Source organism: Desulfoluna sp. CYM3A (assembly GCF_056829965.1).
The window spans coordinates 3,424,298-3,439,901 of record NZ_CP186556.1 but is presented as its reverse complement, the minus strand read 5'-3'; the positions used below and the strand labels follow the sequence as shown (position 1 = coordinate 3,439,901).

The window sequence follows — 15,604 nt, the reverse complement described above, 5'->3', positions numbered from 1 at the left end:
GGGTATTGCCAGAGTTTCATAATTGATATACAAGATGGTGTGTCGGTCGGTGATTAATTTTAAATTAATGATGAAGAAATATAAAATAAGAAGGTTATGAAATATACCACTGATACATCATTTATGGATTTCTGGAAAGAGACGGCGTTAACCGATGAGGAGGCGCCCCTTCTTCTGGAGGCGGATGTCGTTGTGTGCGGCGGCGGCCCTGCCGGTGTCGCTGCAGCAACGGTTTGTGCGCGGCAGGGGCTTTCCACTGTGCTGGTGAGAAGAATGGATTTTGCGGGGGCGCTGCGGTGGCAGGGCTTTCCGGAACCATCTGTGGCCTGTACCAGGCCCAGGGGGAGATCGAGGCCAAGGAGCCAAAGCAGCTTGTCTTCGGGTTTGCCGGTGAATTCAAAACCCGCCTTGCCGGGGCGAGGGGTTACCGAACCCCAGATCTACGGGAGCACCCATGTGGTGACCTTCGATCCCTTTGTCTGGCGCGAAGTGGCCGATGACCTCTTGGAGGAGGCCGGGGTCCGGTGTTCTCATACCCTGGTGCATTCCGGTGACCCGAAAGGGGGACCGGCTGACCTCCGTGCAGCTGGAATCCAGCGCAGGGAGAACCCACGTCAAGGCCGGGGCCTCTCGATTGCACGGGCGATGCGGCCGTCATGACCAAGGCCGGTTGCGCCTATCCCTTCGGGGACAACGGTGCCATCCAGAACCCCACCATGATGTTTCGTCTCTCCCATGTGGAGGAGGCGGGGTATTACGACTGCTTCGGCAGGAACACCATTTGCCCCGAGGGCCTGACCCGCAAGCTCACCGAGGCTTTTGAAAAGGGAACCTACGATACCCCGCGAAATCACATCTGGGTCTTTCCCACCCCCACGCGGTCCGTGTTTTTGATGAACTGCACCCAGCTCGCCGGTCAGGGGGGGGATGCTTAATGTTATCAACCCCGGAGACCGAACCCATGCGGAGATTTCCAGCCGTGGGGCTATCCGCGAATACCATCGGTTTTTCAAGGACAATGTCAGCGGGTTTGAAGATTCGGAGCTCATGGATGTGCCCGGAGGTGGGGGTGCGCCAGACCCGCAGCATCAAGGGCGCGGTGACCCTGACCAATGCTCATGTGGCACAGTGCACCAAAGCCGCCGACGGCATTGTCCGTTCCTCCTGGCCCATTGAGCTTCATGCCGGGGAGGTCTCCAAGCTGCACTGGCTTATCGATGATTATTACGAGGTGCCCTATGGGACCCTGGTGCACCCGGAGCTGGACAACGTCATTGTTGCCGGACGCAGTTTGAGCGCGGAGCATGAAGCCCTGGCCTCTGCCCGGGTGACCGCCCAGTGCTTTGAATACGGCCACGCAGCAGGTTCACAGCGCTTCGCCTTGAGGCCGGTACCGGATACAAGGACGTGGATACCGACGAGTTGCGCCGCCGCATGATCGAAAACGGCAGCGCTCTTTAAATATCACGGGCCCGGAACAGACAACGGCGTTTTATTCGAACGGGCCCATTCAGACGCTGACACCTTGCTGTCATATAACGCGAAAAGGAGTGGATGATGAACAATTGCAGAATCAATCGAGTGGAGTTATATGCCGTCGCAGACCGTGAATATCTCCCTTATCCGACGGGCAACCCATCAGGAGCCCCTGCTTTACACCAATAACATTGTGCGCCTTGTCACTGAAGACGGTATCGAGGGCGTTGGGGCCACCATCAGTTACACTGAAAACGATTTTGACCGGTGCATCATCGAGGCTATGCGGACGCGTCGTCCCCGGGCTTATCGGCAAGATCCTCGACGACCCAGGAGCTTTACTCCTGGCTTATGTCCCGTTGTACCTGGGGCGGCCTGCCCGCCAAGTCCCCCGATCGCATCGCGGCCTGGGACATTAAGGGCAAAAAAGCCGGTATGCCGCTCTACATGCTCCTGGGTGGGGCGCGGACCAAGATGCTCTCCTACGCCTCCACCCCCATGTTCGACACCGTTGAAGCATGCCCTACATCGACGAGTGCATCGCGCACGGTTTTACCGCCATGAGCTTGACTGCTACTGTGTTTTCAAGAAAGACCTGGCCCTGGTCAACGCCGTGCAGGAACGCTACAAATACACCGGGATCCGCTTTATGCTGGATACGGCCACCTTCTATTCTCCGGAAGAGGCCATGAAGATGGCCCGGCTCGATGGAACGGTTACGACTGGGAGTGGCTCGAGGCCCCGGTCTCCGATTACGATTACAAGACCTATCAGCGCCTTGTGGACAAGACAGATCTTGAGATCTCCAGCCATGGAAACTGCCTGCTCACTCTCCAGGAGGTGACCTACGCTCTCGGCAACGGTTTCTGGTCCGATGTGCGCCAGGACGCCACGGTGTGTGGGCGTATTACGCCTTTAAGGAAGGGGTGTTTTGCCATTGCCTGAGGCCACTGAAGCGCCTTGAGATCCAGAGCATGGACGTAAACCACCACCCAGGCCGCCAACCTGCACGTGGCCCTGGCCCACCACAACTGCAACTACTTGCAGTTCTACCCTTACGAAAGCTTTGAACTGGGGAGCAACACCCCCATCCGAACCGACAAGGAAGGGTATGTTCACGCCCCGGAAGGCAACGGCCTGGGGTCGACATGGATTGGGATGCCGTCAAAGAGGCGTCCATCGCAAGCTACGTGTTTGAATAAGGAGCGGAGATGAAATTCAGTAAGTTTGAAGTCGACCTGAAGCTTACCCTTGAAGCTTCTCCTGTGTACTGCTGCTGGGGGTGCTGGCGTCCTTTACCCGGATCGTCAGGGGACCACGGGTCCCATGCTCAACTTTACCGTGGTGAACCTGGGTACCGGATTTCTGTGGTACACCTGTTCGCGATGGTTGTCTGCTGTTCCTTGCCCGTCCAAATACGGCAACATCCGCTTAGGGGCGACAAGCCCGCCTTTCAATAAGTTTCAGCTCTTTGCCATGGCCCTTTCTGCCGGCATGGGGGCCAGTACCATGTACTGGGCGTTCATCGAGAGTATCTACTATTACATGGATCCTCAGTTCGGCATTGTGGACAAGGCCATGGCCATGGAGTACGCGGCCGCCTACAACATGTTTCACTGGGGCGCCGCCGGTGGTTTACCTACCTGATTGTGGCCATTCCCTTCAGCGTGGTCTTCTATATCAAGCGCAGCCGCAAGATGAGCTTGAGCGGTCTGGCGAACAGCATGTTCAACGACGCCTTGCCCCGTGGGCCCAAAAGCTCATCGACCTTTTGTTCATCATTACGACCCTGGCGGCCACGGCCCTGACCCTGGGTCTGGGTATTCCCATGATCTCGGCCAACTTAAGCCAGCTCACCGGCATTCCCGACAACCTGTTTTTGGGGATCGGCGTGATGGCTCTTTCCGTGGTCTTCTCTCTTGAGCTCCTACATTGGTATTGAAAAGGGCATGGCCCGGTTGAGCAACGCCACCATCTATATCTGTGCAGGGCTTGTGTGCCTGGTGTTCATAGTTGGCCCCACGGCCCTTATTTTGAACAACACCACCAACGGTATCGGTGTGATGCTGAGTAAGTACATCCGCATGAGCACAAACACCGACCCCTTCGGCAGCTCTTTGTTTCCCCAGTACTGGACCATCTTTTTCCTGGCAAACTGGATCTCCTACTCTCCGGGTATCGGGGTGTTCATCACCAAAGATCTCCAAGGGCCACAGGCTCCGTGACGTGATTCTCATCCTTGCGGCAGGGACCCTGGGGACCTGCCTGATCTTTGGGGTGTGCGGCACCTTTACCATGAACCTTCAGAACACCGGCGCCGTTGATGCCGTGGGGCTGATCAACAGCGGGCTGGCCACAGAGCTTGTGAAGGCAGCCTTCGGGCAGACTCCGTTTCCGGGCCTGATGACCCTGATTTACCTTGTTACCATGGTTCTGTTCACCGTCACCACCCTTGACGGGACCTCCTATTCCCTTGCAGGGATCGCCACCAAGCGGCTGGACAACGACGCCAACGTCTCTCCCATGTTTCGCCTTTTCTGGTCGTCCGCTTCTTATTCCCATTGTGTTCCTCCTGATTCATGCCAACCTGAATATCCTCAAGTCCTTTCCGGTGCTGATCATCGTTCCCATGATGCCTATTTTCACCGTGCTGGCCTACAAAACCCTGGGGTATATCAAAGAGACCTTCGGCAGTATGAACGCCGAGGAGATCGAAAAGCATTCCATTTATCTCTCCACCACTGACGATCTGTAGCCCTTTTCCCCCTTCCGGGGTAGGTCGCAAAAAAGCCCCGCCGTCGAAAGACGGCGGGGCTTTTTTATTTCAGGTGGCTTGGTGTTGCTCAGGGGGCTTCTGACGCAGCATCGGGTTCGGCTGTATCACGGGCCAGCTGCGCCCTGATTTTTTCAAGCAACGTGCCGGTGTCCATGGGTTTCTGAAGGTAATCGGTGTTGCCGAGATCCGTCAGGAAGTCGTCCGGGGGGGTGGTGTACCCCGAGAATAGGAGGGCCGGGAGTCCCGGGCGGATGGCGGTTATTTCACGGATCAGTTCCATGCCGGTCATCCCGGGCATGGTGACGTCGGTAAGGACCAGGTCGAAGGTGTCCGGTGCCTCCCTGAAGCAGGCCAGGGCACGGGCACCGTCGGTGAAGGTGCGTGTTGCGTAGCCGTGCAGGCAGAGAAGGTCCGAGAGGCTGTCCGTGATTTTCTTTTCATCATCCACCACAAGGATGGTCTCGTTGGCGCCACCTGGCAGTCCCTGGTCGGGGGAAGAGAGGGCCGGGTCGCCTTTCTGGGGCAGGCGGGGGAGGTGGATCTTAAAGGTGGTGCCGACTCCAGGCTGGCTAAGCACGCTGATGTGACCGTGATGCTCTTTGACGATGGCGTGGACCACGGAGAGCCCAAGGCCCGTTCCCTTTCCCTTTTCTTTGGTGGTGAAGTACGGGTCAAAGATATGCGCAAGGTGTCCCTGGTCGATGCCGCAGCCCGTATCGGAGACCTCAAGGAGGATGTATTCCCCCGGGGCATAGGGCGCGTCGGATATCGGGGCGTCGATACAGACATCCGTCAGGGACACGCGAAGGGTGCCCCCGGTGGTTTCCATGGCATGGTAGGCGTTGGTGCACAGGTTCATGATGACCTGGTGGATCTGGGTGGGGTCTGCGTGAATGAGGCTTTTGGACTGGATAATGCTCTCGATGCCTATGGTGGAGGGCAGGGACGGCCTCAGGAGTTTCACGGTTTCCTTGATGATCAACAGGGGCTGGAGGGATTGTTTTTCCGGCTCAGTTTTCCTGCTGAAGGTAAGGAACATTCTGGCAGATGCTTGCTTTGGGCCCTTAAGCCTCCCTGGGTGATCTGCTCCAGGGCCTCTTTGACCTTTTTCGGGGTGTTGAGGTGAAGCTGGGCCAGTTCGGTGTAACCGAAGATCACCGTCAGGATGTTGTTGAAGTCGTGGGCGATGCCTCCGGCCAGGGTGCCGATGGCCTCCATTTTCTGGGCCTGGTAAAGGCTGGTCTCCAGCTGGCGACGCTGGCTGATGTCGATGCCGATGCTCAGGATCTCCTGAAAGCGGCCCAGGTCGTCGGTAATGGCCCGGTTGCTCCACTGGATATAGACCGTGCGTCCGTCCTTGCAGGTGTTTTCATTTTCAATGAGGGCATGGGTCTCCAGCAGGTCGAAGGTCTCATTGTCGAGGTTGTTGATGTGCAGGGCCCGGGCGGCTTCCGGGGTGAGGATGGTGCCCAGGACGTTGCGCCCGTAGAGCTCTTCCCGCGTGTACCCGAAGAGCTCCAGGCCGAAGCGGTTGAGGAACAGGACACGGCCGTACTTGTCCATTCTGAGGATGATGCTGTTGGCGCTCTCCACCAGGTCCTTGTACAGTTTTTTCTGGTATTCCAGTTCCCGGGTGCGGTTCGTGACGGTGAGCTTCAGGGCCCTGTTCAGGTAGAACAGCATGGCCGATATCATGGCAATGGCCACCACCGCCATAAATGGCCAGCGGGGGACCACGGTTTTTTCATAGGCTGTCAGCCCTGTCCAGTTGGTAATGCTCTTGTCGTAAAGGGAGTCCGGCTTTCTCTTCCATTGAATGAGATAACGATCAATGGTGGCCAGGATGTCACCGTGGAGACCCTTTTTGGTGGCAAAGTTGATGGTGAAGGGGGAGAACTGGATGGCGCTGGCTATAAGGGAGGGGGTGTCTGATCGATGGAGCCCGTATAGCTTGCTGGCCACCCCTGCGTCAACCTCTCCTGAAGTGACCGCGGCAAACACTTCGTCGGGTGAGGTGTATTCCGTGATGGTGCATTGTATGCCGAGCCCTTCTACGGTTTTTCGGAAGTTGATGCCGCTGATGTCCCGGGCGGTGACGGCCACGTGTCGGTCGCCTAAGTCTGAGATGGTGTCGATGGGGCTCCCGGCTTTCAGGAAAACCTGCCCCCACTCTTCAAAGACCGGCTCCAGATTGAAATCCATGGTGCGGGCACGTTCGGGGGAATGGGCGATGGTGCAGACCAGGTCGACCTCCTCGTGTTCAAGCCGGTTCAGCCCCTGCTCCCAGGTGCCGTAAACATAAGCGACGGTCCAGTTCTCCGACTTGGCGATGGGGTTGATGAGGTCGGGGTAGAGGCCCCGTGGGGTTCCCGATGCATCGACAAAGCAGAACGGAGGGGTGTCGCTTATGCCTATGCGCAGGGTGGTGGGAAGGTCTGAACCGTATCCAGTGGAGGAGGAGAAAAAAAGAAGGGTAGCAAAAAGGTACGCGGTACAAACAACGTATTTCATATTCTGGCTTTATACTGTTCAGTGACCGGCTGTCGAAAGGCCGGTGTGTTGTTTATTTTGCGTTGGGGGGCACACAGCGGTTCCGGTTTCATGTGACTTCATGAACAAAAACCGTTCCCCGACGGATGTTGTCGGTTGTCTATTTTCAGCAAACTATAGCTTGGCCGGTGGGGATGTCAAGGCCACAGAGGCAGGGGTGGTAAATTAAGCAGGGGAGATGAGGGAAGGGCAGGGGCTTGGGGGGAAATGGCCCACCGATCCTCTCTGAAGGAGGGGCTGATGTCCGGCATGTGACAGGGTGTAAAGTAGAACTTAATATTACTTTTTGTGAAAAGTTTAGATTAATTGCTGGTTCGTTTGACATGGTGTGGTTGAGCCTCGGAGGAACCAATGGTCGGTGCCACGTCGCGTCGGGGATGTGTGCATTTGGATTTTGGGTAACTGTTTGGTGTCGCGGAGGATCCGGTGGGTGCCCATTGACGTGACGTGTCCGGGATACGCCCCGGATTTCGAAGATCACATGACGGGGCTATTCATTGGCTAAATACTTCCAATGGGTGTAGGGTAGATATAAGCGCAGCAACGGGCAATCAAGATCAGCGTGCTGCGTATTACCCATAAAGCAGGAATCTTATGACTTCGGTACGTGTTCGTTATCAAACCATGGAATTCGATGGTATGGATATTCATATACGAACGTTACGCGATAGACAGCAATATGAAGATGTCGGCGGGGTTGCAGAAAAACTGGGCATATCATCCGCCACCTGGCCACTGTTCGGTGTGATCTGGGCGTCCAGCGAAGTTCTGGCTCATTTTATGGTGGATTTTGAAATCGAAGGAAAGCGCATTCTTGAGGTGGGCTGCGGCATTGCCTTGACGAGCCTGGTGTTGAACCATCGCCATGCGGACATCACCGCCACGGACTACCATCCTGAGGTGTCTGATTTCCTTCTGGAAAACGTGAGGATCAACAACGGGCGGAAGATTCCCTTTGTCCGCACGGGGTGGGGGGACAACGATACGAGGCTGGGGACATTTGACCTCATCACCGGGAGCGATCTTCTGTACGAACGAGACCATGCCGACCTGTTGTCCCGTTTTATCGATCAGCATGCCAACCCTCACTGTGAAGTGATTATCGTGGACCCCGGACGAGGAGAGCAGGCCCGGTTCAGCAAGAAAATGGCCCTCCTGGGGTATTCCCACAGCCAGAGCAAGCCCGTCAATCCAGAGTCCTACCTGAAGAGCCCCTTTAAGGGGAAAATCCTACGATACAAGCGGTAGCCGATCCTTGGGGCCGGGGCATCAGTCCCCGGCTCCTGCGGCGTGATTGGAGGTGTCTCCCAGTACTGCTGGCCGGTGGACCTGTTGCTGATCATGAGCAGCAGTGAATAGGCCAGGAAAACGGAGAGAACCTGGCAAAGGACGGTCAGGACGCTGTCCATGAGGGGTTGGTGGAAATAGCTGGCGATGGGATCCCCTGTGATGGCGAAGACAACGCGGGCAAAAAAGACGGCTGCAAAGAGCGCAAAGGTAACGCCTGCGGGGACGCCATGGCTTTTCAACGCCCTGTCCGAACAGGAAAAGACAATCCAGGCACTGTAGGAGACCACGGGGAGCAGCATGCCCGAGAAGAGAACGATACGTACCCTGATGTCAGGGTGGATGAGGGCAAAGAAGGCGTAAAGCGCCGTGAAAAGAAGAATGTACAGGGTATAGGGCATGGCGCGGAGCCGAATCCCGAAAAATCGAGCCATGCCGAAGAGCATGAAGATGGTGCCGGAAAACATCAGGACGTTTGCCGCGACAATGGAGATGGTGTGGGGAAGGGTGTGCCGCAGGCAGGCCAGGGTCATTCCCGTGGATTTTAACACAAAATCAGCGAAAAAGAAGCCGATTCCCCAGCGGTGCGTTCGGCTCCGGTACCAGACGACTCCCAGTACCATGCTGTAAATGTGGTTGACGAGGATGTAGGTGAAGATGGACGTCTTCATGTCAAAGGGCATCATGGCAATCATCCGGTTTGGCGAGCACCGAAGAGGATGTCGCTGTCGATATGGATCTCCCGCAGGGTGATCGGCGTTCGTGTCAATGGGCTCCATTCATACGTTGTTGCGGGGATAGATGCAAGGCTGTTCCATGGGCATGGGTCACAATGGGGGGAATGAAAGAAGGAGAACGCGTAAAGGGAAGGGTGCCCAACGGCAACGGGACCGTGCCGTTGGGGCTCCTGCGATTGGTGGGAAATATGGCTACAGAAGCTGTTCAGCCCCTGCAAAGACCGTTTCCACCTTGAGGGCTGTTGCTGCATGGCCCGGGTGTTTTTCCGGGTTCCAGGTCTTCATATCGTCAAAGATAGCACCTTCGGTGTGGTACTCAATGGAGCCCTTAACCTGGTAGGCCTTTCCATCTTTCGTGATGAAGAGCAGGGAACCGTTGCTGCCGGACTGGATGTTTTTCAACGTTTTGGAAAAGTAGTTGTTGGCCACCACCAGAGTCTCTTCATCGTATTTGGAGACGCAGGTTGCGTAGATGGCGTTGGGAGTCCCGGCTTCATCCACGGTGGTTAAAATGACGGGGCCCTGGTGGTCGTCCCAGGCTTTGCTGACTTTTTCAGGTAAAGCAGGCATGTTATGTCCTTATTGCTGTAGGCGGTTTGATTGTTTCATCGGGATATCAGCGGTCCGAGGGGACGTAAAACAACCCGGTAAGGCGTTTCAGGTGAGCATATCCGATGGGTCCCGAAGCAGGCCGAAGGGGGCATGATTCGGGTTGACAATTAATTCTACAGGAACAAAGCATAGTTTTTTTGTGAAAGCAATAGCCCGGTTATTTTACGAGCCGGGCTCTCCCATGGTCAAGGCATCGGAATTTTCGGTGTCTTGATTTGCCTCAATTCTCTGATAAGGCAGAGATACCGTTACCGTAATGGTGTTTTATGGCTTGGGCTTGATCGATTTTTGCGACATTTCAGGGGCAGGGAATGGGCAGGCCTGCCGAAGAAGGGGGCGAGGGTTGCTGGCTGAACAGGGGTATTGGATGCTCCCTGGGAGGAGGGCGCACCGGCCGCTCTGTTTCGGCCGGTGCGTCAGGCTATGCAGCGATGGTACGGTTTGTTACGGCGTTTTCCGTAAGAGGGGTTAAAATCTGTAAAGGACGGACACCGTGCCCATGGTGATGGTTGTGTCGTAAAAGTCGATGTCGGAGTCGCTGTCGTAGTAAGCGAGGGTGCCCACAAGGCTCATCTTGGGAACCCCGAGGAATTTTTTCCAGAAGGCGGAAATGGTTGCACCGGCGACATCGTCTTCCCGGGTTTTGTCGTAGATGGGGTTCTCTTCATCAAACTCGGAGCGGCCAACATAGAGGTTGGTGATGAGGTTTACTTTTTCGGTGTTGAAAAGATAGGAGAGCAGCAGGCCGTACCGGTCAAAGGCCATGGCGTCGCCGTCAAGGTCGTAGATGGTGTAAGAGGATGTGCAGTTTTTCTTTGATCACGAAGGGGTAGGTAAGCTTGGTCACATAAACGTCCCCGTTTCGGTCCAGGAGCTTGGCTTCTTCGGCGGTGATTCCATTGCCGACGAGCTGGGTCTGCCCGCTGTTTTCATCGTCCAGGCTCACGTCTCGCCAGGTGAATTCCGCCTCGAATTTGGTCCCCAGGATCTTGTCATACCCCAGGCGAAGGCCGTCGGAGGTTCGATCGGTCTCTTCCCGTTTCTGGTTGATCACGTAGGGGTCCTCCCACACCTCGGTGGGAAAGGATGTGAAAACATAAGCAATGCTGACAATGCTCTTGCCCTTGAGTTCCTGGCGGATACCGACCAGGGTGGACAGGTCGTACCGGACCAGGTCTTCGAGCCTGTTACCCGCAAAGATCTGGGTGCGGGACTCGGCGAAGGTATACGATGCTTCAAAGTTCAGCACCGGGGTGGCGCTGGATTCCGAGTCCGGGCTGTCTTCCAATGAGGTGATGACATCGTCACCGGTATCGCCGATGGCGTTGCCGGCGATCATGTTGGTTTCGAATTCCATGGCGCCGATGCCGACGTTAACGAATCCGGAAAAGCCGGTTTCTTCCGGGATGGGCTGAATGGCGTGGGCCGGCATGATGAAGGCTGCCAGGGAAAAGACCAGTGTGATCAGGAACCATGAACGTTTCATTTTTTCACCTTTTTTCCTTGGTTGTTGAGAGGGCCTGCATGAATCATGAGCACCTGAGAAAGAGGGGCGGGTGGGCCCCTCTTCGGTTTATGACTAAGTGGACGCCTTACCAGTGGAACAGCACGTTGGCTCCCCAGGTAAATTCATCCACATCATAACGGTACCAGTCGGTGTTTTCCCTGCCTCCGTTTTCATAATCAACGGCTGTGAACTCTCCATATACCTCGGTGGACCAGTGGGCGTGAAAGCGCCAGGTGACGCCGGTGGAGGCAAACCAGGTCCCTTCCGAGCCCCCGAATCCCACATTGAACTTGTTGCTCCAGAGCCATTTTTCTGCAAACGGAACATCTGCCGATGCGCCGATCAGAAGGTCCAGCCAAGACTCGTCCGCTTCTGTCCGTTCGGTGTCGGTGCCTTGGGAAAGGTCCACCGAAAGTTCCTGGCGGTCGTAGCGAAGGCCCCCATGGAGCCCAATGTCAACCCATCGACTTTCGTAGACGTTGCGCCCCACGGTCAGTTCCACGGAGATGGTGTCGAACCCCATGTTGGAACGGATGGTGACGCCGTCGGACAGCAACTCCGGGGTATTGTCTTCAAGGTCGAGCAGGTCAAGGGAGAAATCCACCATCCATGTGCCGTCGCTGAGGGCGAGGTCGATGCCGAAGGAGGTGTCTGTCACATCATCGAAATCACTTGGGGAGAGGTCCACATCCACAAGGACAGGGCCGAAACCCCGAGTTCCCAGCCCGAGGTCCCCGCTTCTCTGGGTCCGGGAAAACCCTGTGCCGATGGAGCCGCTCCACCGGGCGGAAGCCGGTGACAAAGGGCCCGAGCAAAGGATTCCTGCAAGGATAAGTACCAGAATGCATGGTCGGTATGCTGTCATTTTGATGATGCGGTTCACGTGATCAAGGCCACAGAGATGGCGTTGTTATTCCATAGGTCGTTGGCCGTCATGGCCAAAAAGGTGTTCCCGGCCCATGGATTCGGTCCATGGCGGGGTGGCTTATGCAGATGCTTCGCACCGGAGGGCGTTTTCTGGATGCCCTTGCAAGGTTGCTGTAGATTGTTCCTGCGTCAGGGCGATCATGGTGGCCGAGGCTACGGGTCGGGTGAAGGATAGCCTCATTGTGGGCGCCCCGTGGGGGCTGTAGATCCTGGATGAATCCTGGCGGAATGTGGTTGCGGACTTGCGCTCTTGTATGGAAGGGTGTTGGGTAAAAAGCCTTATATGTTAATTTAAAGGATTATTTAATATTTCGATGGAAAGTCAATTGACCTACAGGAGGGCTTTGTTTTGGTAAGCCCGTGTTGTGGTTTTTGACAACCACGGATGTGATGATGACGTCACCTGCAGTACCGCCATCCACTTTTCCACTTGTGTGGCCACCGCTTTTTCGCCGTGTCGTCGAGGTTCAGGTATCCTCATGATACGGCTAACCATGATGTCGTCGATGCACGCGCTGGATGTAATGGAAAACTCAATGAGCGCGTTGATAGACGTTGCGCCATCTTTACCCGGTCAGGTAAAACTTCTTGTACTCAATGGCCTTTCGGACGCGGGCCAGGTACTTTTTGACGAGGCCATGGCGATTGACGGGCCCGCTTCTGCGGGCTCCGAAGACTGGGGAGCAAGGTCCGGGGGGAGTGTATCCATGGCGGGGGGAAGGACGATGCCTGTTGCCTCCAGAGGGGCATGGGGATCATGGGGCATCTTCTTCTGTCGTTTTATTGGGCGACCAGCTGCAGCAGAGCAGGCCGTGCAGGAGAGCGCCGCGCCTAAGGCCAGGGGCCGGTTGCCGGTTGCGTTCTTTGCACGCGGAGTCACTGTGTTGCCCTTTCCGATGCCAGGATCACGTTATCAAAGCCGGTTGACCTGACCGTGTTTTTCCATTACCCGGATCAGCTGACCCACGGACGTCTGTTTGCAGGCTTTGATGTAAATTTTCTCGCTGCCGTCCGCGTGGGGGCCTCGAGCCTTGCTGTGAGCATCGCTTTGAATTAGGGAAGAGGGCAGGCTTTCCGGTCCACAACGATGGCATCCTTTTCTGTGATGGTGATTTCAAACCGACGGGACGGAGCCGGCCGGGCGGCAGTGGTCTCCGGCAGGTTCAAGGAGATTCCTTTGGCGGTAAAGACCGCCGTGATCAGCAAAAAGATCATCAGGTTGAAGACTATGTCGATGAGAGGGGTCAGTGTCACCTCCGGGGCCGACTGGCTGGTGTGATGGGTGAATCTGATCAAATGGAAAACCTTTCCGGGTTAACGCATAATGGATAAACCTTACAGGGTGAAGCCATCCACCGTGGAGGCAGAGCCTCCGTGTATCATTCCCAGGCAGAGCCTGGGAACGAAAGGTACCCTGGTACAGTTGACTGTCTTTCACTCCCGATATTCGGTGCGGGCGAAGCCCATCTGAGCATCTGACCTGAGGCCCAGGAATTATTCCCTGGCCCCGGAGGTCTGCTTTTTCTCTTTCCCATGTTAACCATTAAAGTTATTTCTGATGTCATTTCATCAGACCTGCTGCCGTCTGTTGCATGTGAAACGCGGTTTTTTTGACTCTCCGGCTGAAGTACCCGTGGGCGATGAGTACCGGCACGGCCACGGCGAGTCCGGCGGCGGTGGTGATAAGGGCCTGCCAGATTCCGTCGGCGAGCAGGGCGATATCGGCGTTGCCGGCGCCGACGTTTTCAAAAACGCGGATCATACCGAGGACGTCCAGAGTTCGATGAGGGGGGCGGTTGCCCCGATCATGGCTAAGAAATCGAGACGGCGGCCTAAGAAGAGCACGGCGTCTCCGGCGTAGCCCACGGCGGCTTCGCGCTCCTCTTTGACCGGGGCCGACGGCGGCCAGGAGGAGGTCTGTGAGGATGTCCCCCTTTTCGTTGATGACGGTGGTCGCCTCGCTGCGTTTGTGGTCGCGCGCCAGCTCGGTGATTCGGTCCATGGCGGCCTCGTCGGAAAGCCGAGGGTTGAAGGTAATCATCCGTTCAATGATGACCGCAAGCGCAGCCAGGGAAGAGAAGGCGATGGGGACCATCAGCGCGCTTCGCCCTGTTGAATAAGATGCATCATGGAGAACTCCAGGCAGTTTCTGGGTGTGGATATCCCGGCCGATGACAATGAGAAAGCCGGGTTCGTCGTTTCGGCCGGTGTGCCGGGAGATCTCGAGGCCACCGCCGACGTACTGGCAGACTTCGGCCTGGTCGGTGCCTTTAAACCGGACAATGCCCTTGACCTCAGCATGTCGGCAGCTCTGCAAGGGCTGCCGTAAGCGCGCCCCTCTCAACGGGTGGGGCAGGGGAATCTGACGGGCCCCACGCCCTCTTCGCCGTGGCAGACATGGTGGTCGGCCGTGGCGCTTTTTTGGGGAGGGGGCCTTCGACAACATCGTCGTAGAGGAGGCCCGGGCTGATGTTTCCGTGGCTGGTCTGAAGGGTCACGGCACTGGTGTCGAGGTTTCTGATGGTGGCTTCGACGGCCTGTGTCTGTGTCGGTCCGGCCAGGTCCGTTTTGTTAAGGATGACGATGTCTGCGGCTAGGACCTGATCCTCGGCGACCTCGTAGGTCTCAAGGGAGGTGAGGGCGTTGGCGCAGTCCACGACCGGTGGTGACCGAGTCAAACCGGACCAGCTCCTTGAGTTCGTCAATTTCATGGAGGAGGTTGAAGGTGTTGGCAAGGCCGGTGGTCTCCAGGATGATCGCCTCGGGCGTGAACCGGTCCAGAAGCTGGGTGATGCCGGCCGAGAGTTTTCCTGTGAAGGTGCAGACGCAGCCCTCGTCGATCTCCACCACGTTGCAGTTGGTCTTGATGTTGACCGTCCAGGCCGGTCTCCCCGATTTCGTTTTGCACCACGGCCACAAACCGGTTCCTGGCTGGTGTGGTACTCCACGAAGTTGTCGATGAAGGTGGTCTTGCCAGAGCCCAGGAAGCCGGTGAGGACGATGAGCTGGGGGCGCTTGTCCGTCAAGGGGATGTTGGTGTCCTCCATGTCGGCATCCGGGGAGGGCGCCCTGCCAGATGAGGGCCGGGCGCTCTGCGGGAGGGGTTCTCCTGCCGCCAGGTTATTGTTTCCATCCGGTCGGTGTTCTCCGTGTTTTTCAGGGCTTTTTCCGTATCGGGGAAGCGGTCCGTAGCCTGCGGTCTGGTGAATGAGGGGCCATTTGTCCGTCTCCCGGGCGGAGACCTCGCCGTGGGCGTTGTAAAAAAGAACCTGTCCCTTTGTGTGCGCCTCCCGGAAGAGGCACGGGGAAGCCTCCAGGGTATGGGAGACGGCCGCGCAGATGGCATGGAACAGGCCCAGCAAGGGCAGAGGCCGGCAACATTTTCCTCGCAGTCGCCGGGGGCCACAAGGTACTCCCCTTCGGGGCTTCCCGGGCATCGGATGCCGTCCGCGGCAACCACCCGTTTTGCTGACGGAGCTTCCAGGCTGAGGAGGAGGGGCGAGTCTCCGCTGCCCAGGCGGAGGGTAGGTTACAAGAAAGGGCTCTGTCATCTCCGGATAGCGCGAAAATTCTGGTACCTTTCCAGGTAGTCCGGCAGCTGGGCCGTGGCGGCGGCGTGGAGGTTGACCCGTCGACAAGCCTTCATTTTCCCTGTCTGGAAAGTGGACAAGAAACCGCGCACATTGCCCGGGTCTCCGTTCCTTCTTCTTTCTCTTCGCATCCGAGGCCGAA

Annotated in this window: 20 protein-coding genes and 1 pseudogene; 10 read left to right on the top strand and 11 right to left on the bottom strand. The window is 56.8% G+C overall.

Annotated features, from left to right (window positions below):
* Window positions 1-96: 96 nt before the first annotated feature.
* The 9 genes and pseudogenes from ACOYW1_RS17680 (at window position 97) to ACOYW1_RS17640 (ending at window position 4,221) form a co-directional block, all read left to right on the top strand.
* The gene (locus ACOYW1_RS17680; protein WP_482419093.1) at window positions 97-660 is read left to right on the top strand and encodes an FAD-dependent oxidoreductase; all 564 of its coding nucleotides are present in this window, start codon (window positions 97-99) and stop codon (window positions 658-660) included.
* Window positions 642-935: pseudogene (locus ACOYW1_RS17675) on the top strand (FAD-dependent oxidoreductase); the annotation flags it as partial. The gene ACOYW1_RS17680 and the pseudogene ACOYW1_RS17675, both read left to right, overlap by 19 nt.
* Before the next feature lie 116 nt (window positions 936-1,051).
* A complete protein-coding gene (locus ACOYW1_RS17670; protein ID WP_482419092.1) occupies window positions 1,052-1,438 on the top strand; it encodes an FAD-dependent oxidoreductase in 387 nt (128 codons plus the stop codon).
* A 389-nt stretch (window positions 1,439-1,827) separates the two neighbouring features.
* Window positions 1,828-2,040, top strand: a complete 213-nt coding sequence (locus ACOYW1_RS17665; protein WP_482419091.1) for a hypothetical protein — start codon at window positions 1,828-1,830, stop codon at window positions 2,038-2,040.
* Window positions 2,041-2,256: 216 nt separating this feature from the next.
* Window positions 2,257-2,421 carry a hypothetical protein gene (locus tag ACOYW1_RS17660; protein WP_482419090.1) on the top strand — a complete coding sequence of 55 codons (165 nt, stop codon included), beginning with the start codon at window positions 2,257-2,259 and terminating at the stop codon, window positions 2,419-2,421.
* A gap of 306 nt (window positions 2,422-2,727) precedes the next feature.
* Window positions 2,728-3,123 carry a BCCT family transporter gene (locus tag ACOYW1_RS17655; protein ID WP_482419089.1) on the top strand — a complete coding sequence of 132 codons (396 nt, stop codon included), beginning with the start codon at window positions 2,728-2,730 and terminating at the stop codon, window positions 3,121-3,123.
* Window positions 3,107-3,418: a BCCT family transporter gene (locus ACOYW1_RS17650; RefSeq protein WP_482419088.1), complete on the top strand. Its 312-nt coding sequence runs from the start codon at window positions 3,107-3,109 to the stop codon at window positions 3,416-3,418. The genes ACOYW1_RS17655 and ACOYW1_RS17650 overlap by 17 nt, the downstream gene beginning before the upstream one ends.
* Window positions 3,396-3,701: a BCCT family transporter gene (locus ACOYW1_RS17645; RefSeq protein ID WP_482419087.1), complete on the top strand. Its 306-nt coding sequence runs from the start codon at window positions 3,396-3,398 to the stop codon at window positions 3,699-3,701. The genes ACOYW1_RS17650 and ACOYW1_RS17645 overlap by 23 nt, the downstream gene beginning before the upstream one ends.
* A 1-nt stretch (window position 3,702) precedes the next feature.
* Entirely contained in the window at window positions 3,703-4,221 is a 519-nt protein-coding gene (locus ACOYW1_RS17640; protein ID WP_482419086.1) for a BCCT family transporter, read from the top strand.
* Between the two features lie 98 nt (window positions 4,222-4,319).
* On the opposite strand, the gene ACOYW1_RS17635 is transcribed toward ACOYW1_RS17640, so the two are convergent.
* Window positions 4,320-5,216, bottom strand: coding sequence for an ATP-binding protein (locus tag ACOYW1_RS17635; RefSeq protein WP_482419085.1), 897 nt, complete (start codon window positions 5,214-5,216; stop codon window positions 4,320-4,322).
* Window positions 5,217-5,230: 14 nt separating this feature from the next.
* Window positions 5,231-6,763, bottom strand: coding sequence for a PAS domain S-box protein (locus ACOYW1_RS17630; RefSeq protein WP_482419084.1), 1,533 nt, complete (start codon window positions 6,761-6,763; stop codon window positions 5,231-5,233).
* A gap of 633 nt (window positions 6,764-7,396) precedes the next feature.
* On the opposite strand from ACOYW1_RS17630, the gene ACOYW1_RS17625 reads away from it, so the two are divergent.
* Window positions 7,397-8,050 (top strand): class I SAM-dependent methyltransferase, encoded by a 654-nt coding sequence (locus tag ACOYW1_RS17625; RefSeq protein WP_482419083.1) that lies wholly within the window; start codon window positions 7,397-7,399, stop codon window positions 8,048-8,050.
* Here the strand turns inward: ACOYW1_RS17625 and ACOYW1_RS17620 are convergent.
* From ACOYW1_RS17620 to ACOYW1_RS17580, 9 genes are all read right to left on the bottom strand, one after another.
* Window positions 8,002-8,775 (bottom strand): hypothetical protein, encoded by a 774-nt coding sequence (locus ACOYW1_RS17620; RefSeq protein ID WP_482419082.1) that lies wholly within the window; start codon window positions 8,773-8,775, stop codon window positions 8,002-8,004. The two genes, ACOYW1_RS17625 and ACOYW1_RS17620, sit on opposite strands and share 49 nt — an antisense overlap.
* A 243-nt stretch (window positions 8,776-9,018) precedes the next feature.
* On the bottom strand, window positions 9,019-9,396 hold the full coding sequence (locus tag ACOYW1_RS17615; RefSeq protein ID WP_482419081.1) for a pyridoxamine 5'-phosphate oxidase family protein: 378 nt from the start codon (window positions 9,394-9,396) through the stop codon (window positions 9,019-9,021).
* A gap of 510 nt (window positions 9,397-9,906) precedes the next feature.
* On the bottom strand, window positions 9,907-10,203 hold the full coding sequence (locus tag ACOYW1_RS17610; protein ID WP_482419080.1) for a DUF2860 family protein: 297 nt from the start codon (window positions 10,201-10,203) through the stop codon (window positions 9,907-9,909).
* 10 nt (window positions 10,204-10,213) lie between these two features.
* Window positions 10,214-10,924 (bottom strand): DUF2860 family protein, encoded by a 711-nt coding sequence (locus tag ACOYW1_RS17605; protein WP_482419079.1) that lies wholly within the window; start codon window positions 10,922-10,924, stop codon window positions 10,214-10,216.
* A gap of 106 nt (window positions 10,925-11,030) precedes the next feature.
* Window positions 11,031-11,828 (bottom strand): hypothetical protein, encoded by a 798-nt coding sequence (locus ACOYW1_RS17600; protein ID WP_482419078.1) that lies wholly within the window; start codon window positions 11,826-11,828, stop codon window positions 11,031-11,033.
* Between the two features lie 1,097 nt (window positions 11,829-12,925).
* Window positions 12,926-13,168, bottom strand: coding sequence for an ExbD/TolR family protein (locus ACOYW1_RS17595; protein ID WP_482419077.1), 243 nt, complete (start codon window positions 13,166-13,168; stop codon window positions 12,926-12,928).
* A 265-nt stretch (window positions 13,169-13,433) separates the two neighbouring features.
* Window positions 13,434-14,189, bottom strand: coding sequence for a MotA/TolQ/ExbB proton channel family protein (locus ACOYW1_RS17590; protein ID WP_482419076.1), 756 nt, complete (start codon window positions 14,187-14,189; stop codon window positions 13,434-13,436).
* Window positions 14,167-14,550, bottom strand: a complete 384-nt coding sequence (locus tag ACOYW1_RS17585; protein ID WP_482419075.1) for a GTP-binding protein — start codon at window positions 14,548-14,550, stop codon at window positions 14,167-14,169. The genes ACOYW1_RS17590 and ACOYW1_RS17585 overlap by 23 nt, the downstream gene beginning before the upstream one ends.
* On the bottom strand, window positions 14,498-14,791 hold the full coding sequence (locus tag ACOYW1_RS17580) for a GTP-binding protein (RefSeq protein ID WP_482419074.1): 294 nt from the start codon (window positions 14,789-14,791) through the stop codon (window positions 14,498-14,500). Before ACOYW1_RS17580 ends, ACOYW1_RS17585 begins: the two co-directional genes overlap by 53 nt.
* Window positions 14,792-15,604 lie beyond the last annotated feature (813 nt).

Coding starts and splice junctions, on each gene's coding strand:
- ACOYW1_RS17670 (WP_482419092.1), top strand. CDS start 1,052: ATGTGCCCGGAGGTGGGGGTGCGCCAGACCCGCAGCATCAAGGGCGCG.
- ACOYW1_RS17680 (WP_482419093.1), top strand. CDS start 97: ATGAAATATACCACTGATACATCATTTATGGATTTCTGGAAAGAGACG.
- ACOYW1_RS17605 (WP_482419079.1), bottom strand. CDS start 10,924: ATGAAACGTTCATGGTTCCTGATCACACTGGTCTTTTCCCTGGCAGCC.
- ACOYW1_RS17665 (WP_482419091.1), top strand. CDS start 1,828: ATGTCCCGTTGTACCTGGGGCGGCCTGCCCGCCAAGTCCCCCGATCGC.
- ACOYW1_RS17630 (WP_482419084.1), bottom strand. CDS start 6,763: ATGAAATACGTTGTTTGTACCGCGTACCTTTTTGCTACCCTTCTTTTT.
- ACOYW1_RS17620 (WP_482419082.1), bottom strand. CDS start 8,775: ATGATGCCCTTTGACATGAAGACGTCCATCTTCACCTACATCCTCGTC.
- ACOYW1_RS17615 (WP_482419081.1), bottom strand. CDS start 9,396: ATGCCTGCTTTACCTGAAAAAGTCAGCAAAGCCTGGGACGACCACCAG.
- ACOYW1_RS17625 (WP_482419083.1), top strand. CDS start 7,397: ATGACTTCGGTACGTGTTCGTTATCAAACCATGGAATTCGATGGTATG.
- ACOYW1_RS17610 (WP_482419080.1), bottom strand. CDS start 10,203: ATGGCCTTTGACCGGTACGGCCTGCTGCTCTCCTATCTTTTCAACACC.